Below are 14,765 nucleotides of genomic sequence, written 5' to 3'. Positions count from 1 at the left end.
CACAGATTTTCTGTGGTTTGAAACGTCATTCTGACGGATGTCACTGGCGCAAATCTCGCGCAGTCAGCCTTTATGGCGATGTCGTACTCAAACCAATTCGGACTAAACAACTTCTTAATTCGCGCGCACAGAATACGGCAAATTTGAACCAAATTAGGCTTTCTTCTCAATGGCGCCGGTGCGGGTTGTGACGACTTCCATGTTGCCGGAATGGTCATAAACGGTCAGGCTGTTTTGGACTTTCTTGAGGTCCTCGATGCGCCCCTGTGCTGCGCGTATGCCACGAATGGCAGCAGCCAACAGCGCCTGATTTTCCTGGATACGGGATTGGACATCTGTAACGATCTTTTTCGATGGATTGCTGTTTCCCAGCGCGATCAACGCCCGCCCCTTTTGGTCAGCCAGCGATGCCAGCGCGTCATATTGACCGGCGAGCAGTGCGATTTTCTCTTGTGACAGAATTTCGTCTATTCTCTGCATTGCGTTATGCTGCATCCATACGCACCTTCATCGCCTCAAAAAGTGCTTCTGCTAGACCGATGCCACCGGCGGTGACCATTTCTTTGGCCTGCGCTTCTCTGAGGAAGGACGAGAATTGTTCTTCTCCAACCCCACCGCCAAATTCATCGCGCGGCGCCCCCAAACCGGCGGATTTCAACATTTCCGCAAGGAATGTGGCCTCTAGCTTTTGTGCAGCACCAAGCAAAGCTGCGTCAGATTGTGCATACGCGGGCAGTGCGGTGGCCGGCCGTGGGGGCGGCAATACTGGGATCGTTTCCATCGGATTCTCCGTCGTTGATTTCGACAGCTTGATGGACAGTCCTAAACATTCAGTAATTTTTTTCGGCGAAGAAGGACTTCAACACCGAATCTATCGGAGAACCGATGATACCTTTACTTATGCCTGAAACTGCCGCGACGGGGGCGTCTGCTGATGTTCCGGTGGCGTCTGACACGCCCTCTGACAGCAACGCGATGTTTGCTGATGTCCTGGCATCCCAGGTTGATGCGCAGATCGTGCCTGATGACGACGTTGACTTGCCGCTGCCGGTGATCGGCACCGCTGAAGATAGCGCAGAAGACCCGTCACTTGTTGTCGTTAGCGATTCTGAGGTTGCGGCGAAACTCACCAAAGCGGTTGAACCCGCGCAGTTGGCCGCTGCGCCGCGTCAAAATCTGGATGAAGTGGCAAAGCCTACGGGCGTGGAAGAGAAAGTGACTGTTTCAGACCCTCGAATTAGCAAAGGCGCTTCGGGCACGCCGGTTGAGACAAAGTCTTTGGCGCAACCCGAAAAGATCAAAGATGTGGCACCACCCGTGGCCCGCCCATCCGTTGCCCAATCTGCGATCGAGAGCAAAATGCCGAAACCTGACGCGCCATTGCCCGAAGCGGACATGGCTTCTCGTGTTGATCGGGAAAAGGGTGTCCGTGTGGCAGACGGCCCGGCACCAAAGACCGCACACACGCCAATCCCTCCTACGCTCAAACCGACGCAGGCCACCGCATCATCGTCAATCGCATTGGAAACGGTTGGGAAAACCTTGCCGCAGGATGCGCTTGTCAAAGCTGAAATCGAAAAGAGTGAGCGGCGGCAGGCAGACAAAACTGTTGATGCAAAGCCGAACGTGCCTGCAGATATAAGGCCCGCGTCGGTTTTGGTGGGTCCCCCGCCGGCTGTGGCGATTGCGCAATCTCTTGCCAAACCAACGCTGCCCGCCAATGAACCGCAGGCAAGCGTAGCTGAGGCTGAGGTATCAGTGGTTGCAGCAGGTAGCGAACGCAATACGTCGGCCAGTACCGTTGCCGCACCAGCCTATGGCGCAGCCGCCGCGGGCGGCGAGGTGGCGCGGCATGCGGCGACACAGATCGCTGTGGCTGTGACCCACAACCCCGGTAAGGCCACCGAAATTGCGCTGAACCCCGAAGAATTAGGCCGTGTTCGGTTGACTATGACCGCCGTAGACGGGGCCATCACGCTGCATATGTCAACGGAACGGCCAGAGACGCAGGATCTGTTACGGCGGCATCTGGATGTGCTTGCGCAGGAGTTTCGTGAGCTTGGCTATGACACGATTTCCTTTTCCTTCGGACAGGATAATGGTGCCAAAGAGAATGCCGATCCGACCCATATGGATAGCCCATCCAATGCGGAAACAACCGATAGTCAGGACCCTGTCGTGGCTGCTGCACAGGTGCAGTCGTCCGGTCTTGACCTCAGAATATAAGGACACAAAATGGATATTTCACAACTCGCCCCCACAGCAAACAACGCGCAGGCGGTGCTAGATGCCGCAGGAAATGCGACCGCTGAAGTCAACTCGGATTTCGAGATGTTTCTAAGGATGCTGACGGTCCAAATGCAAAATCAGGACCCGTTGAACCCGGTGGATCTCGACAGATTATGCAACGCAACTGGCAACCTTTTCTGGGGTTGAGCAGGCGGTCCTCACCAATGACCTGCTCAAGTCCCTGACGGCCCAGATGAATTCAGGTGGTCTGGTTGATATGGCGGCGTTGGTCGGAAAAGAGGTCCGGTCAGCTGCACCTGCGTTCTTTGATGGGCAGCCGATCACATTGATCCCGCAACGGTCAGCCGCCGCTGATACGGCCGAACTGGTGGTGCGCACTGAAGCCGGTGAAGAGGTGCAGCGCCTACCAGTTCAGCCGGGTGCCGAAACGTTGGAATGGGCGGGCGTTGGCCCCGGTGGTGCACCGATGCCTGCGGGTCTTTATCAGTTTGAAATCATCGGCAAGATCAACAACGAAATCGTCGCCCAAGACGCGGTGAGTACCTATAGTACCGTTACAGAGGTTCGTCTGGATGGCGGGCAGACAACCTTGATCCTGTCGGGTGGGGCTTCTATCGCCAGTGGCGAAGTGACGGCGCTGCGCGACAGCTAGGGTCAGCCCTCTAGAACAGGCTGCTGATCCAGACGGCGCCGCCCACCAGAACCCCGCCCAACGCCATCCACGACAAACGCGCGATGCGGCGTTGCGGTTTTGGTGGCGGTGGCGGGTTGTTCAACCGGATGAGCGCATCTTCGGCCAACCTGGGCAGTTGCGGGCCAAAACGCGCCAAAATGCTGGCAGTTTTTGCCAGGTCGCGGAGCAACGCCTTTGGGCCAATACTTTGCTTGATGTAGTCTTCGACAACAGGTTTTGCGACCTGCCAGATGTTCATATGCGGATCAAGCGATCGGGCCACACCTTCAACCACAACCATGGTGCGCTGAAGCAAGATCAATTCAGTCCGGGTTTCCATGCCGAAGCGTTCGGTCACCTCGAACAGATAGCTGAGCAACCGGGCCATCGAAATCCGACTCGCGTCCATCCCGAAAATCGGCTCTCCGACGGCGCGCAGCGCGCGGGCAAATTCATCAACATCCTGCCCCGCCGGCACATAGCCCGCCTCAAAATGCACCTCAGCGACGCGCTGATAGTCTTTGCGGATAAATCCAAACAGGATCTCCGCGTAAACCCGGCGAGTGTATTCGTCGATCCGCCCCATGATCCCAAAATCATAGGCGATGATGTCGCCGTTCGCAGCGACCTTCAGATTGCCCTGATGCATGTCACCGTGAAAGTAGCCGTCACGCAAAGCGTGGTTCAGGAAGAGTTGGAGTACGCGTGTGGCAAGTTCGACCCGGTCATGGCCCGCGGCATCCAAGGCGTCGTTGACGCCAATATTCGTGCCTTCCGCCCAATCCATTGTCATCACGCGACGGCCTGACAAATGCCAAAGCACGCGCGGCACCTGAAACCCCGCATCGCCGTCGGTATTGGCGGCAAACTCTGCCGCAGCAGAGCTTTCAAGCCGCAGATCCAATTCACCCATGACGACGCCTTCAAAATGGGTAATCACATCCATCGGGCGCAAACGCCGCGATGCAGGCGACAGGAATTCGATCGTGCGGGCGGCAAAATAAAAGGCGTCTATGTCGGTGCGAAAGGCGCGTTCAATACCGGGGCGCAATATCTTGACCGCAACCGCTTGACCGGTGTCGGCCAAGTGGGCCTTGTGAACCTGCGCCAATGAAGCGGCGGCGACGGGTTCTGAAAAGGATGAAAAAAGCTGATCAAAAGAGTTGCCGAGTTCGGATTGGATCGCTTTCTTGGCCTCAGTCATCGAAAACGGCGGTAACTTGTCCTGCAAAACGCGCAGTTGCACAGCCAGTTCATCGCCTACGACATCAGGGCGCGTTGATAAAACCTGACCAAATTTGATGTATGCCGGGCCAAGTGCCGTAAGTGCCCGAACCGCCGGCGGCATCGTGACGTCGCCTTTGTAGCCCAGCCATTGGAACGGCCACACCAGCGCACGAAATATGATACGCAGCACAGGGCCCGTATCAAACGCATCGAGCACGACTTTCATCGCCCCCGTGCGTTCGAGTGTCGCGCCCGTGCGGATCAGGCGAATAATATTGTGAGGCCCACGCATGCTAGAGCTTCCAGCCCGAATGCAATGCAGCCACGCCCATCGTGAGGTTGCGATATTTCGCATTACCGAAACCAGCGTCCCGAACCATGCTTAGAAATGTGTCCTGGTCGGGAAACTTGCGGATCGATTCCACCAGATACTGATAGCTGTCGCGGTCCCCCGCGATCATCTGACCCATCCGGGGGATTACATTGAAAGAGTAAGCGTCATAAGCGGCCTGCATCATCGGATTGGGAAGCTGGCTAAACTCCAGCACCATCAAACGGCCACCGGGTTTGAGGACGCGGTAAGCCTCGGCCAATGCATCTTGTGGACGGGTCACATTCCTGATGCCAAAACTGATTGTGTAGACATCGAATGTATTTGCTTCAAACGGCAAAGCCATCGCATCGCCCACAACCCATTCAAGGCTATCTGACATACGTTCGGCCTCGGCCCGCTTGCGGCCCTCGACCAACATCGATTCTGTGAGATCCAGAACCGTGGCCTGACCATGACCTGCCCGCTTTAGAAATCGGAACGAAATGTCGCCGGTCCCGCCTGCTACATCCAGCAGCCGTTGCCCGGGACGCGGGGCCAGCCAGTCCATCATCGCATCTTTCCAGATACGGTGCACACCACCGGACATGACGTCATTCATAATGTCGTATTTGCTGGCGACAGATGAAAACACACCTTGCACGCGCCCCGCCTTTTCATCTTCGCGAACGGTTTCAAACCCGAAGTGGGTGGTGTTCTCTGGCTTGTCGGTCATGTCATGCTTTCGCCTGAATACTGTCCCAAAAGGGGTTATACCCAAGTGCGGGGAGAGACAAACTGTCAATGTGCCACGGAGGGCGAAATGAACGCCAACGCCTTTGACGTCCACAGCATCATGGACGTCTATAGCAAGATTGCCTGGGCATTGGGCCCGACGGTCCTTGCTCTTGTTATCATTTTTGTCGCGCGTTTGCGGCGGCGGCTGTCAGGTCGCCCATCCGATCCCACCGAAGGTATACAAAAGACGATGATTGGGTCGCTCGATGGTGGGCTACCACCCGACCTCAGCCTGATCGCCAATGCAGGCCGCAACGCCGCGGTGGCGCAAACATTTGGCGACAGGTATCTGCGGCCCACAATTGGGCTACGCTTTATGATGTTTGGGTTTCCGGTGGTTCTTTTTCTGATCGTCCAGTCGATGCAGGCGACCCATGGCTTCGATCTAGAGAATGACCAACTGACGCAGATTTTTGCAATTGGTCTGCTGTTGGTGATGGTGCATAACATCATTTACTTTAACGTCTACGAACTGCGCTACGACGGCACGCGCATCATTCACCGGACGTGGTTTTATCAGCGGCTGGAACTCCCTTTGTCGCGGTTACTGAGCATTCGCGATGACGGGATGTACTTTTATATCCTGCATAGCGATAACGGCAAAAAGGCCTATGTGCCAAAGCACTTGATTGGCATCGACGATTTCGTGCGAACTGTCAGAACGTCGATCTCGAACAATGAAGCGTATTAATGCCCGAGCTACCAGAAGTTGAAACGGTCAAAGCGGGTATTGCCCCGGTGATGGAAGGCCACGTTATTGCGCAAGCTGACGTGAACCGCCCTGATCTGCGCTGGCCGTTTCCAGAACGGATGGCCGCGCGGCTGACGGGTAAGCGCGTCTTGGGTCTGCGCCGCCGGTCGAAATATATCCTCGTCGATCTCGATAGCACAGAGACATTGCTTATTCACTTGGGCATGTCGGGCCGCATGTTGGTGTCTGGCCACACGGTGGGTGAATTCCATCACCCGCATCCTGTCCCCGCCAAACACGACCATGTTGTCTTTCACATCGACAACGGCGCACGCATTACTTTCAATGATGCCCGGCGGTTTGGTGCGATGGACCTGATGGACACCGCATCACAGGATGATCACTGGCTGATCCGCGATCTGGGGCCTGAACCCTTGGGCAATGCCTTCAACGAAAGCTATCTAATTGACCGGCTAAAAGGGCGGAACACACCGATCAAATCGGCACTTTTGGATCAGCGCATCGTATCCGGCCTTGGCAATATATATGTGTGCGAGGTCCTCTTCCGTGCCGGTATCCATCCTGCGCGCAAGGCTGGGCGGATCAGCGCTGCTCGGGTCGCGACGCTGGTTCCGCTGATCCGTGATGTTTTGTCCGAAGCCATCGCCGCCGGTGGGTCATCACTGCGGGATTATCGGCAATCCGATGGCGAACTGGGTTATTTCCAACATGTTTTTCAGGTGTATGACCGCGAAGACGAACCCTGCGTAACCCCCCGATGTGACAGAACAATCAACCGAATCGTTCAATCTGGACGCTCATCTTTCTTTTGTCCGCAATGCCAAAGATAACTTGATCCCTAGCGACGCTTTGCTAAGCCTTAGGGCCTGACCAGCGGCAATAGGGACAGCAGCATGGCCTTTGATAAGATCATCGTGGACATCAGCGACTATGTCGCGACCATTACGCTCAACCGACCGGACGCGATGAACGCGCTCAACAGTGAGTTGCTGGGCGAGCTTTGCACAGCGTTGGAAGATGCAGACGCCAGCGACAAGGTGCGCTGCATCATCATCACCGGATCCGAGAAAGCCTTTGCGGCGGGCGCTGACGTCAGCGAGATGGCGGACAAAAGCTTTGTTGAAATGTACACGCAGCGCTTCTTCGAAAATGAAACCGACCGCTTCAATCGTACCCGCAAGCCGATCATTGCAGCGGTCGCCGGTTATGCGCTGGGCGGCGGTTGTGAACTGGCGATGATGTGTGACTTCATCATTGCAGCAGATAGTGCCAAATTCGGCCAGCCAGAGATCAACCTAGGTGTGATTGCCGGCTTGGGTGGTACGCAACGCCTGACACGGTTTGTCGGAAAATCGAAGTCGATGGATATGCATCTGACTGGGCGCTTTATGGATGCGGTCGAGGCCGAGAGTTGCGGACTGGTCAGCAGGGTTGTCCCCGCCAAGAAATTGCTGAGCGAAGCGAAAGCAGCCGCCGAAAAGATCAGCGAGAAATCACAGATCGCGGCCATGGCCGCCAAAGATGCAGTGAACCGCGCATATGAAACAACGCTGGCCGAAGGGCTGAACTACGAGCGCCGTTTGTTCCACTCTCTTTTTGCGACCGAGGACCAGGGCGAAGGCATGGCCGCCTTTACTGAAAAGCGCGAGGCGCAGTTTCGGGATCGTTAGGGCTTCCCTTTCATCGCAATCTATCCTATCAGCCGCGTCAGACATGCGCGTGAGGCCCGCTTTGGCCAGAATCACCGGTTCGTAAACCCGGGGCTTGGGCTTGCTGCGCTATTGAATTTTAATTTGGCCCAATCACAGGCCCAGCTTAGGAAACGACCACATGGCAAATTCACCTCAGGCGAAAAAACGCGCCCGTCAAAACGTAGCGCGCTTTGCAGTCAACAAGATGCGTCGCTCGCGTATCCGTACCCACCTGCGCGCTGTCGAAGAAGCAATTGCATCCGGCGATCAGAAGGCCGCGGCAGAGGCTCTCAAGGCTGCACAGCCAGAACTGATGCGCGGCGTGACCAAAGGTGTGATGCACAAGAACACAGCGTCGCGCAAAATGTCGCGTCTCGCTTCACGCGTCAAAGCGATCGGCTGATTCTTCCCCAATCGGCGGAAAAATGAAAATTCAAGCGCGTCCAGACAGGGCGCGCTTTTTTTGTTGTGGTGTGATCGGTCCGCGCAGAAATCGAGACATTTCAAAGGGCCGACAGATTCTTTTTCGACAAACTCCGAGTCAAGCGCGATGTTGTATTGAAGCGCGCCCAAAGCCCTTGCTACGTTGACCATGCGATTCACATCGTTCCGGGGGGACATGAGGGGGTTTGCATAGAAATTGGTCGGGACCGTCCCTGTTTGGCGCGGGACGCGGTGATCGGTTTTGTGTCTGAACTTCATGCGAATTCGGGGTGGGAAATGCGGCATTGGTCGCGCTTACCATCCTGATTGTGTCTGCGCCAAAACCAGAGGCTGCTCTTTGGTATTGGTCGCTGCTTGTGGCCCTTTTGCTGCCGATTGGCGCTGATAGGTATCCTGCGGATGCCGTTCACGCGCTACGGTCTATGGTTTTGGGTGGAAGGCAATTCGTTCGGGTAGGGCACCTGAGCGGCGGTCTTCTTTTGATCCCGGCTTTGTGTCGTGGGCGTGCATTGCGTGCTCTTGTGTGGTGATGGCAAATGTTTGGGACAAAGGGACAAAATGACTAACGATATCTGGGCAAAGGTGTTGAGCGCGCTCAAGGGTGCATTGGGTGCAAATAGCTATTCCAGCTGGATTGAACCTCTCGAATTTTCCCAATTGTCCGGCGGTGTCGCGATCTTTGATGTTCCGACAAATTTCATCGGCAACTATGTTTCCCAGAACTTTGGTGATCAGATCATCTACCACATGAACAAGGCGGGCGAAGACGTCCAGCGTCTGCAATTTCGTGTCCCGAGCCAAGCACGCCCAGCAACGAAGCCAAAAGCCACGCCCAAACAAGCCGGCAACGATGCCGCTTCAGGTGCCCCGCTGGATGCGCGGTTTACGTTTGACACTTTTGTCGTCGGTAAGCCGAATGAACTTGCGCATGCCGCCGCGCGCCGCGTCGCCGAAGGTGGGCCGGTTACATTTAACCCACTCTTTCTTTATGGCGGCGTTGGTCTGGGCAAGACCCACCTCATGCATGCCATCGCGGCAGAGCTGAAAGAACGTTCGCCCGAGTTGAACGTTCTGTATCTCTCTGCCGAGCAATTCATGTACCGCTTCATTACGGCGTTGCGTGAACGTAAGATGATGGATTTCAAACAGCTGTTCCGTTCCGTTGACGTGCTGATGGTCGATGATGTGCAATTCATCGGCGGCAAGGACAGCACGCAGGAAGAATTCTTTCACACCTTCAATGCTCTCGTTGACGGCCAGAAACAGATTATCATTTCCGCCGATCGGGCCCCGGGCGAGATCAAGGATTTGGAAGAGCGGATTAAGTCCCGCCTGCAATGTGGTTTGGTCGTGGATCTGCACCCGACCGACTACGAACTGCGTCTTGGTATTTTGCAGTCCAAGGTTGACGTCTATGCCGCGCAATATCCCGAATTGGTGATCGCGGACGGGGTGTTGGAATTCCTCGCGCATCGGATTTCGACCAACGTGCGGGTTTTGGAAGGGGCGCTGACCCGTCTTTTTGCCTTTGCGTCGCTTGTTGGGCGCGAGATCACTCTGGAACTGACGCAAGATTGTCTGTCTGATGTGCTGAAAGCCTCTGATCGCAAGGTCACGGTTGAAGAAATCCAGCGCAAAGTGTCTGAGCATTACAACATTCGCTTGTCTGACATGATTGGACCAAAGCGGGTGCGTAACTATGCCCGGCCACGTCAGATTGCGATGTATCTGGCGAAACAAATGACCAGCCGGTCGCTGCCCGAGATCGGACGCCGGTTCGGTGGTCGTGACCACACAACGGTCATGCATGGTGTGAAACGCATTGAAGAACTCAAAGCGCTGGATAGCCAGATCGCCGATGATCTGGAACTCTTGCGCCGCGCTTTGCAGGAATAAGCAGTCCCGGCGCTTGACGCGGCCAAACCCATCGTCAACAGTCCAACAAAACGCTTGAGAGTGGCGCAGGATAGGGTACATTCCGCATCCCGGCCACGCCCGGCAATAAGATATGCGGAGATTGGGACATGAAATTCAGCATTGAACGCGCGGTGCTTTTGAAGGCGGTCGCACAGGCCCAATCTGTGGTCGAACGGCGCAATACCATCCCAATCCTGGCGAATGTTCTGATCGAAGCCGAAGGGGACGAGGTTCACTTCCGTGCCACTGATCTGGACATCGAAGTTGTCGATAAAGCCCCGGCCAAGGTTGAACGCGCGGGTGCCACGACGGTCTCGGCTGTCACGCTGAATGAAATTGTCCGCAAACTGCCTGATGGCGCGCTTGTCACGCTCGCCGAAGATGGGGCATCGGGCCGTCTGTCGATTGAAGCGGGGCGCTCTAACTTTTCACTGGCGACCCTGCCAAAAGAAGATTTCCCGGTGATGGCATCGTCGGAATATGCAGCCAACTTTTCGGCACCGGCGCCTGTACTGCGCCGCCTCTTTGACAAATCCAAATTTGCGATCTCGACCGAAGAAACACGGTACTACCTCAACGGCGTCTACATGCATGTATCAGACAGCGAAGGCGGCAAAGTGCTGCGTTGCGTCGCCACCGATGGCCACCGTCTGGCGCGGATTGATGCGGATTTGCCCGATGGCGCGGCTGACATGGCTGGCGTGATCGTACCACGCAAAACCGTGGGAGAATTGCGCAAGCTGTTGGATGACGATGACATGCAGATCGCTGTCTCGGTCTCGGAAACCAAAATCCGCTTTGCGACACCTGACATCACTCTCACCTCCAAGGTGATCGACGGGACGTTCCCGGACTACACGCGGGTCATCCCGCAGGGCAACACACGCAAATTGGAAGTAGACGCCAGCGAATTCGCCAAGGCGGTGGACCGCGTGGCGACCGTTTCTTCTGAACGGTCCCGTGCTGTGAAATTGGCACTGGACGAAGACAAGTTGGTTCTCTCCGTCAACGCCCCTGACAGCGGTGCCGCCGAAGAAGAGCTGGCGGTTGCCTATGGCGATGAGCGGCTTGAAATTGGCTTTAACGCCAAATACCTGCTGGAAATCGCAAGTCAGGTCGATCGCGAAAATGCGGTGTTTATGTTCAACTCTTCCGGCGACCCGACACTGATGCGCGAAGGCAATGACACCTCTGCCGTCTATGTCGTTATGCCGATGCGCGTTTGACGCGGCTCGCGCTTAACAGTCTCAACCTTTCGCATTTCCGCTCGCACAAACGCGTAGCGATGACGCTTGATGCGCGGCCTTTGGCCCTGTTTGGGCCCAATGGGGCTGGCAAGACCAACATTATCGAAGCGATTTCGCTTCTTTCGCCCGGCCGCGGTTTGCGCAGGGCAGGCGCAGACGATCTGACCCGCAGGCCAGAGGCGCTGGGCTGGAAAATCACCGGCGTCCTGCAATCGCTGCATCAAACGCATGAAATCGAAACATGGGCCGAGGCTGGCAGCCCGCGCCAGTTGCGCATTGATAGCAAGACCGCGCCCCAGGTTGCCTTGGGGCGTATCGCGCGCATCCTCTGGCTGGTGCCGTCGATGGATAGGCTGTGGATCGAAGGTGCAGAGGGACGCAGGCGGTTTCTTGACCGCGCGACGCTCAGCTTTGAACCGACCCATGCAGAGGCCGTGCTGACCTACGAAAAGGCGATGCGCGAACGCAACCGTTTGCTTAAGGATATGGTGCGCGACGCGCATTGGTACACTGCGATAGAGGCGCAGATGGCAGAGGCTGCAACGGCAATTCAACGCAACAGGTTGCGTGCGATAGAAGAGCTGACCACGGCGCAAGCGGCGACACAAACTATGTTTCCGACAGCAAATCTGGCTCTGACCTCAGCCGATCCTATCCCTGACGATTTGCAGACAGCCCTTGCCGATAACCGGCCCCGTGACATGGCGGCGGGGCGTACATTGATTGGCCCGCATCGTGCGGACCTGGATGCAGTATTCGCGGACAAGGGCGTGCCGGCCAAGGATTGTTCCACCGGAGAGCAGAAGGCACTTTTGATCAGTTTGATCCTTGCGAATGGCCGGGCGCTGGCCCGCGATTTTGGTGCGCCGCCTATTCTGCTGCTGGATGAGGTTGCGGCCCACCTTGACGCGACCCGCCGTGCCGCGCTCTATGACGAAATCTGCGCACTGGGCGCCCAAGCCTTCATGACAGGTACAGGGCCCGAATTGTTTGCGGAACTTGGCGGCCGCGCCCAATTTGCCGAAGTGACAGAGAGTGATGGACAATCCGTGGTCACCCAGAGGGACAAGCCATGACACCGCAACGCGTGACATTAATTACCCTTGGCGTAGCTGACTTGAACCGATCCAAGGCGTTCTATGGGGCGTTGGGCTGGGTGCCGACACGAGAGATGCCGGATGAAGTGGTCTTTTATCAAATCAACGGCATGGTGCTGGGTTTTTTTGGGCTCGGGCCTTTGGCACAGGATCAGGGACGACCCGACGCCACACTTGGGACAGGGGCGATGACACTTGCGCAGAATTTCACAACTGACGCTGAGGTCGATGCGGCCTATGCGCTGGCTCTTGATGCGGGCGCAACCCCACTGAAGGTCCCGGAAAAGGTCTTTTGGGGTGGGTACTCTGGCTACTATGCTGACCCCGACGGGCACGTCTGGGAAATTGCGCAAAATCCGTTTTGGGAACTGAACCCTGACGGCAGTTTGACATTGCCCGCGTCATGACCATCACCGTCTACGACATGCTGCTTTACGCAGGCGCGCTGGTCATCCTGTTCATGACGCCGGGTCCGGTCTGGGTCGCTTTGCTTGCGCGTTCTCTGTCTGGCGGATTTCAGGCCGCGTGGCCTTTGGCCATTGGTGTGGCGATTGGCGATATCCTGTGGCCCTTGGTGGCGGTTCTTGGCGTGGCCTGGCTGGTGTCCGAGGTTGAAGGGTTCATGATCATCCTCAAATACGTCGCGGTTCTGGTCTTCATGCTGATGGGCGGGGCACTGATCCGCAATGCAGACCATGCGCTCGACGCCAGCAACAGGCTGACACGGCCCGGCATGTGGGCGGGCTTTGTCGCCGGTGTTGCGGTGATCGTAGGCAATCCGAAGGCTGCACTTTTCTACATGGGTATCCTGCCCGGTTTCTTTGACCTCAGCGCTGTGACGGCGCTTGATATGGTCGCGATTTGCACGCTCAGTTTCGTGGTGCCACTGGTCGGAAACCTGATCCTCGCGGCCTCTGTGGACCGGGTGCGGGGGCTGTTGAAATCACCATCCGCAGTGCGCCGGATGAACATCATTGCGGGCGTTCTTTTGATTGGCGTTGGTGTTGTTATCGGGCTGACATGACCGGGGCAAGCCAAGGTTCAAGATAGGGGGCAAGGCGTTCATGTGTCAGGTTGGTGTTGTGCAATGCACAGAACTTGAGCGCCATTGCCTGAATGACAAATGCCTGAACACCTTCGGCCAAAAGCACCGCATCAACATCTGTCCGAATGACCGTACCTTGCAGGGCGCTGATCCATGTCGTGAGCAGCTCGATCTGATGCAGGAAGTTCAATGATATCAGTTCTGTCGTCTCGATCGCAGCGGCACCTGAAAACCGCAAGATGACGTCAAACACGATACGGTCCTGCGCCATATAGTCCATGAGTGGCTGCAATCGATCCGCAAAATCAGCAATAGATATGGGTGAAGGCCCATCTGCGATATGCCCGAGGATCCGTTCAAGCTCTTGTCCGATCAGCAAGGCCATCAGGCGGTCTTTGTCATCAAAATGCGAAAAGAAGGTCCCCTTTGCCACACCGGCAAAGGAAACGACGTCCTCAACGCGCAGGCCAACAAAACCTTTTTCGTCGACGATTTGTCGTGCGGCTTCGATCAGCTTTTGCCGTGTTTCCAGCCGGCGTTTTTGTGGCGCGCGTGTTTCCATGACATATAAATATGCACATTTCTGACCACGGTCAAATTTATTAATTGACCACGGTCACTTTTATAGATTAAGAAAATGACCATAGTCAATTTAAAGGAATCGAAATGTCACAAAAACGCATCCTCATCCTCAATGGCCATCCAGGCGAAACCTCATTATCGCGCCTATTTGCTGACCGATACTCGCAAGCCGCCGCGCAGTCAGGTGCTGAAATCCGTGTTCACCATCTGCCCGAGATGTCTTTCGACATGGATTTTGGCCAAGGCTCTTATGCGCAGTTCAAACCCCTTGAACCCCCGCTTGAAACCTTCTTGTCTGATCTTGAATGGGCCGAACATTTTGTGATCATGACACCAATGTGGTGGGGTGGTCTTCCCGCTAAGCTAAAGGGATTGTTTGATCGCGCGTTCCTGCCCAACCGCACCTTTAACACCAAGGTGAAAAAGATTGGCATGCCAACCCCGATGCTGACAGGCAAGACCGCCCGTGTCATCATGACATCTGATACGCCACGCTGGTTCGAACGCCTGATCTACCGCAATGCGATCATGCGACAGTTGGACAAACAGATACTTGGTTTCGTCGGCATCAAACCTGTCCGCTACACCTATTTTGCGGGTGCGTCCGATGCGAAAGAACCGACAATCCGCAAGTGGACGAACGCCGTGTCGGAACTTGGCCAGAAGGCGGCCTAGTTGGACGCATCGTAAGCCGACTAAAAACCACAAAATCTTGTGTCATTTGCGTGACAAAGGACCCTAAAACGCATATATTTTGGGGATAAGAATACAG

Annotated in this window: 18 protein-coding genes; 13 read left to right on the top strand and 5 right to left on the bottom strand. The window is 55.8% G+C overall.

What is annotated here, in order from left to right; all coding sequences use genetic code 11:
- Window positions 1-153: 153 nt before the first annotated feature.
- A complete protein-coding gene (locus ACZ1G5_RS07845; protein WP_472732307.1) occupies window positions 154-495 on the bottom strand; it encodes a hypothetical protein in 342 nt (113 codons plus the stop codon).
- Window positions 485-781 carry a rod-binding protein gene (locus ACZ1G5_RS07840; RefSeq protein ID WP_472732306.1) on the bottom strand — a complete coding sequence of 99 codons (297 nt, stop codon included), beginning with the start codon at window positions 779-781 and terminating at the stop codon, window positions 485-487. Before ACZ1G5_RS07840 ends, ACZ1G5_RS07845 begins: the two co-directional genes overlap by 11 nt.
- Before the next feature lie 104 nt (window positions 782-885).
- On the opposite strand from ACZ1G5_RS07840, the gene ACZ1G5_RS07835 reads away from it, so the two are divergent.
- From ACZ1G5_RS07835 to ACZ1G5_RS07825, 3 genes are read left to right on the top strand one after another with little or no spacing between them, the layout of a single operon-like run.
- The gene (locus ACZ1G5_RS07835; RefSeq protein ID WP_472732305.1) at window positions 886-2,226 is read left to right on the top strand and encodes a flagellar hook-length control protein FliK; all 1,341 of its coding nucleotides are present in this window, start codon (window positions 886-888) and stop codon (window positions 2,224-2,226) included.
- Window positions 2,227-2,235: 9 nt separating this feature from the next.
- Window positions 2,236-2,436: a flagellar hook capping FlgD N-terminal domain-containing protein gene (locus ACZ1G5_RS07830; protein WP_472732304.1), complete on the top strand. Its 201-nt coding sequence runs from the start codon at window positions 2,236-2,238 to the stop codon at window positions 2,434-2,436.
- A gap of 46 nt (window positions 2,437-2,482) precedes the next feature.
- A complete protein-coding gene (locus ACZ1G5_RS07825) occupies window positions 2,483-2,902 on the top strand; it encodes a FlgD immunoglobulin-like domain containing protein (RefSeq protein WP_472732303.1) in 420 nt (139 codons plus the stop codon).
- A 10-nt stretch (window positions 2,903-2,912) separates the two neighbouring features.
- Here the strand turns inward: ACZ1G5_RS07825 and ubiB are convergent, their stop codons facing one another.
- Both ubiB and ubiE read right to left on the bottom strand, forming a co-directional pair.
- Window positions 2,913-4,442, bottom strand: coding sequence for a 2-polyprenylphenol 6-hydroxylase (gene ubiB / locus ACZ1G5_RS07820; RefSeq protein WP_472732302.1), 1,530 nt, complete (start codon window positions 4,440-4,442; stop codon window positions 2,913-2,915).
- 1 nt (window position 4,443) lies between these two features.
- Complete coding sequence (gene ubiE / locus ACZ1G5_RS07815) at window positions 4,444-5,196, bottom strand: bifunctional demethylmenaquinone methyltransferase/2-methoxy-6-polyprenyl-1,4-benzoquinol methylase UbiE (protein ID WP_472732301.1); 753 nt, start codon at window positions 5,194-5,196, stop codon at window positions 4,444-4,446.
- A gap of 87 nt (window positions 5,197-5,283) precedes the next feature.
- Between ubiE and ACZ1G5_RS07810 the strand changes: the two genes are divergently transcribed.
- From ACZ1G5_RS07810 to ACZ1G5_RS07770, 9 genes are all read left to right on the top strand, one after another.
- Window positions 5,284-5,949 carry a hypothetical protein gene (locus ACZ1G5_RS07810; protein ID WP_472732300.1) on the top strand — a complete coding sequence of 222 codons (666 nt, stop codon included), beginning with the start codon at window positions 5,284-5,286 and terminating at the stop codon, window positions 5,947-5,949.
- Window positions 5,949-6,800, top strand: coding sequence for a bifunctional DNA-formamidopyrimidine glycosylase/DNA-(apurinic or apyrimidinic site) lyase (mutM, locus tag ACZ1G5_RS07805; RefSeq protein WP_472732299.1), 852 nt, complete (start codon window positions 5,949-5,951; stop codon window positions 6,798-6,800). The genes ACZ1G5_RS07810 and mutM overlap by 1 nt, the downstream gene beginning before the upstream one ends.
- Before the next feature lie 63 nt (window positions 6,801-6,863).
- Window positions 6,864-7,640, top strand: coding sequence for an enoyl-CoA hydratase (locus ACZ1G5_RS07800; protein WP_472732298.1), 777 nt, complete (start codon window positions 6,864-6,866; stop codon window positions 7,638-7,640).
- A 160-nt stretch (window positions 7,641-7,800) separates the two neighbouring features.
- Window positions 7,801-8,064: a 30S ribosomal protein S20 gene (gene rpsT, locus ACZ1G5_RS07795; RefSeq protein WP_472732297.1), complete on the top strand. Its 264-nt coding sequence runs from the start codon at window positions 7,801-7,803 to the stop codon at window positions 8,062-8,064.
- Window positions 8,065-8,663: 599 nt separating this feature from the next.
- Window positions 8,664-10,001, top strand: a complete 1,338-nt coding sequence (gene dnaA, locus ACZ1G5_RS07790) for a chromosomal replication initiator protein DnaA (RefSeq protein ID WP_472732296.1) — start codon at window positions 8,664-8,666, stop codon at window positions 9,999-10,001.
- 128 nt (window positions 10,002-10,129) lie between these two features.
- A complete protein-coding gene (gene dnaN / locus ACZ1G5_RS07785) occupies window positions 10,130-11,248 on the top strand; it encodes a DNA polymerase III subunit beta (protein ID WP_472732295.1) in 1,119 nt (372 codons plus the stop codon).
- Window positions 11,245-12,345, top strand: a complete 1,101-nt coding sequence (gene recF, locus ACZ1G5_RS07780; protein WP_472732294.1) for a DNA replication/repair protein RecF — start codon at window positions 11,245-11,247, stop codon at window positions 12,343-12,345. Before dnaN ends, recF begins: the two co-directional genes overlap by 4 nt.
- Window positions 12,342-12,773: a VOC family protein gene (locus tag ACZ1G5_RS07775; protein ID WP_472732293.1), complete on the top strand. Its 432-nt coding sequence runs from the start codon at window positions 12,342-12,344 to the stop codon at window positions 12,771-12,773. The genes recF and ACZ1G5_RS07775 overlap by 4 nt, the downstream gene beginning before the upstream one ends.
- Complete coding sequence (locus ACZ1G5_RS07770; protein WP_472732292.1) at window positions 12,770-13,390, top strand: LysE family translocator; 621 nt, start codon at window positions 12,770-12,772, stop codon at window positions 13,388-13,390. The genes ACZ1G5_RS07775 and ACZ1G5_RS07770 overlap by 4 nt, the downstream gene beginning before the upstream one ends.
- On the opposite strand, the gene ACZ1G5_RS07765 is transcribed toward ACZ1G5_RS07770, so the two are convergent.
- Entirely contained in the window at window positions 13,374-13,973 is a 600-nt protein-coding gene (locus ACZ1G5_RS07765) for a TetR/AcrR family transcriptional regulator (RefSeq protein WP_472732291.1), read from the bottom strand. The genes ACZ1G5_RS07770 and ACZ1G5_RS07765 overlap by 17 nt on opposite strands.
- Window positions 13,974-14,077: 104 nt before the next feature.
- Here ACZ1G5_RS07765 and ACZ1G5_RS07760 point away from each other — a divergent pair, with 104 nt between their 5' ends.
- Window positions 14,078-14,668, top strand: coding sequence for an NAD(P)H-dependent oxidoreductase (locus ACZ1G5_RS07760; protein ID WP_472732290.1), 591 nt, complete (start codon window positions 14,078-14,080; stop codon window positions 14,666-14,668).
- Window positions 14,669-14,765: the final 97 nt, after the last annotated feature.

The sequence above is a fragment of the Yoonia sp. JB2-21 genome, assembly GCF_055693545.1.
This window is presented reverse-complemented; position numbering and strand designations above follow the sequence as displayed.

What these genes read in the sequence shown, in the direction of transcription:
- ACZ1G5_RS07845 (WP_472732307.1), bottom strand. Translation starts at nt 495, where the DNA reads ATGCAGCATAACGCAATGCAGAGAATAGACGAAATTCTGTCACAAGAG.
- ACZ1G5_RS07840 (WP_472732306.1), bottom strand. Translation starts at nt 781, where the DNA reads ATGGAAACGATCCCAGTATTGCCGCCCCCACGGCCGGCCACCGCACTG.
- ACZ1G5_RS07835 (WP_472732305.1), top strand. Translation starts at nt 886, where the DNA reads ATGATACCTTTACTTATGCCTGAAACTGCCGCGACGGGGGCGTCTGCT.
- ACZ1G5_RS07830 (WP_472732304.1), top strand. Translation starts at nt 2,236, where the DNA reads ATGGATATTTCACAACTCGCCCCCACAGCAAACAACGCGCAGGCGGTG.
- ACZ1G5_RS07825 (WP_472732303.1), top strand. Translation starts at nt 2,483, where the DNA reads ATGAATTCAGGTGGTCTGGTTGATATGGCGGCGTTGGTCGGAAAAGAG.
- ubiB (WP_472732302.1), bottom strand. Translation starts at nt 4,442, where the DNA reads ATGCGTGGGCCTCACAATATTATTCGCCTGATCCGCACGGGCGCGACA.
- ubiE (WP_472732301.1), bottom strand. Translation starts at nt 5,196, where the DNA reads ATGACCGACAAGCCAGAGAACACCACCCACTTCGGGTTTGAAACCGTT.
- ACZ1G5_RS07810 (WP_472732300.1), top strand. Translation starts at nt 5,284, where the DNA reads ATGAACGCCAACGCCTTTGACGTCCACAGCATCATGGACGTCTATAGC.
- mutM (WP_472732299.1), top strand. Translation starts at nt 5,949, where the DNA reads ATGCCCGAGCTACCAGAAGTTGAAACGGTCAAAGCGGGTATTGCCCCG.
- ACZ1G5_RS07800 (WP_472732298.1), top strand. Translation starts at nt 6,864, where the DNA reads ATGGCCTTTGATAAGATCATCGTGGACATCAGCGACTATGTCGCGACC.
- rpsT (WP_472732297.1), top strand. Translation starts at nt 7,801, where the DNA reads ATGGCAAATTCACCTCAGGCGAAAAAACGCGCCCGTCAAAACGTAGCG.
- dnaA (WP_472732296.1), top strand. Translation starts at nt 8,664, where the DNA reads ATGACTAACGATATCTGGGCAAAGGTGTTGAGCGCGCTCAAGGGTGCA.
- dnaN (WP_472732295.1), top strand. Translation starts at nt 10,130, where the DNA reads ATGAAATTCAGCATTGAACGCGCGGTGCTTTTGAAGGCGGTCGCACAG.
- ACZ1G5_RS07775 (WP_472732293.1), top strand. Translation starts at nt 12,342, where the DNA reads ATGACACCGCAACGCGTGACATTAATTACCCTTGGCGTAGCTGACTTG.
- ACZ1G5_RS07770 (WP_472732292.1), top strand. Translation starts at nt 12,770, where the DNA reads ATGACCATCACCGTCTACGACATGCTGCTTTACGCAGGCGCGCTGGTC.
- ACZ1G5_RS07765 (WP_472732291.1), bottom strand. Translation starts at nt 13,973, where the DNA reads ATGGAAACACGCGCGCCACAAAAACGCCGGCTGGAAACACGGCAAAAG.
- ACZ1G5_RS07760 (WP_472732290.1), top strand. Translation starts at nt 14,078, where the DNA reads ATGTCACAAAAACGCATCCTCATCCTCAATGGCCATCCAGGCGAAACC.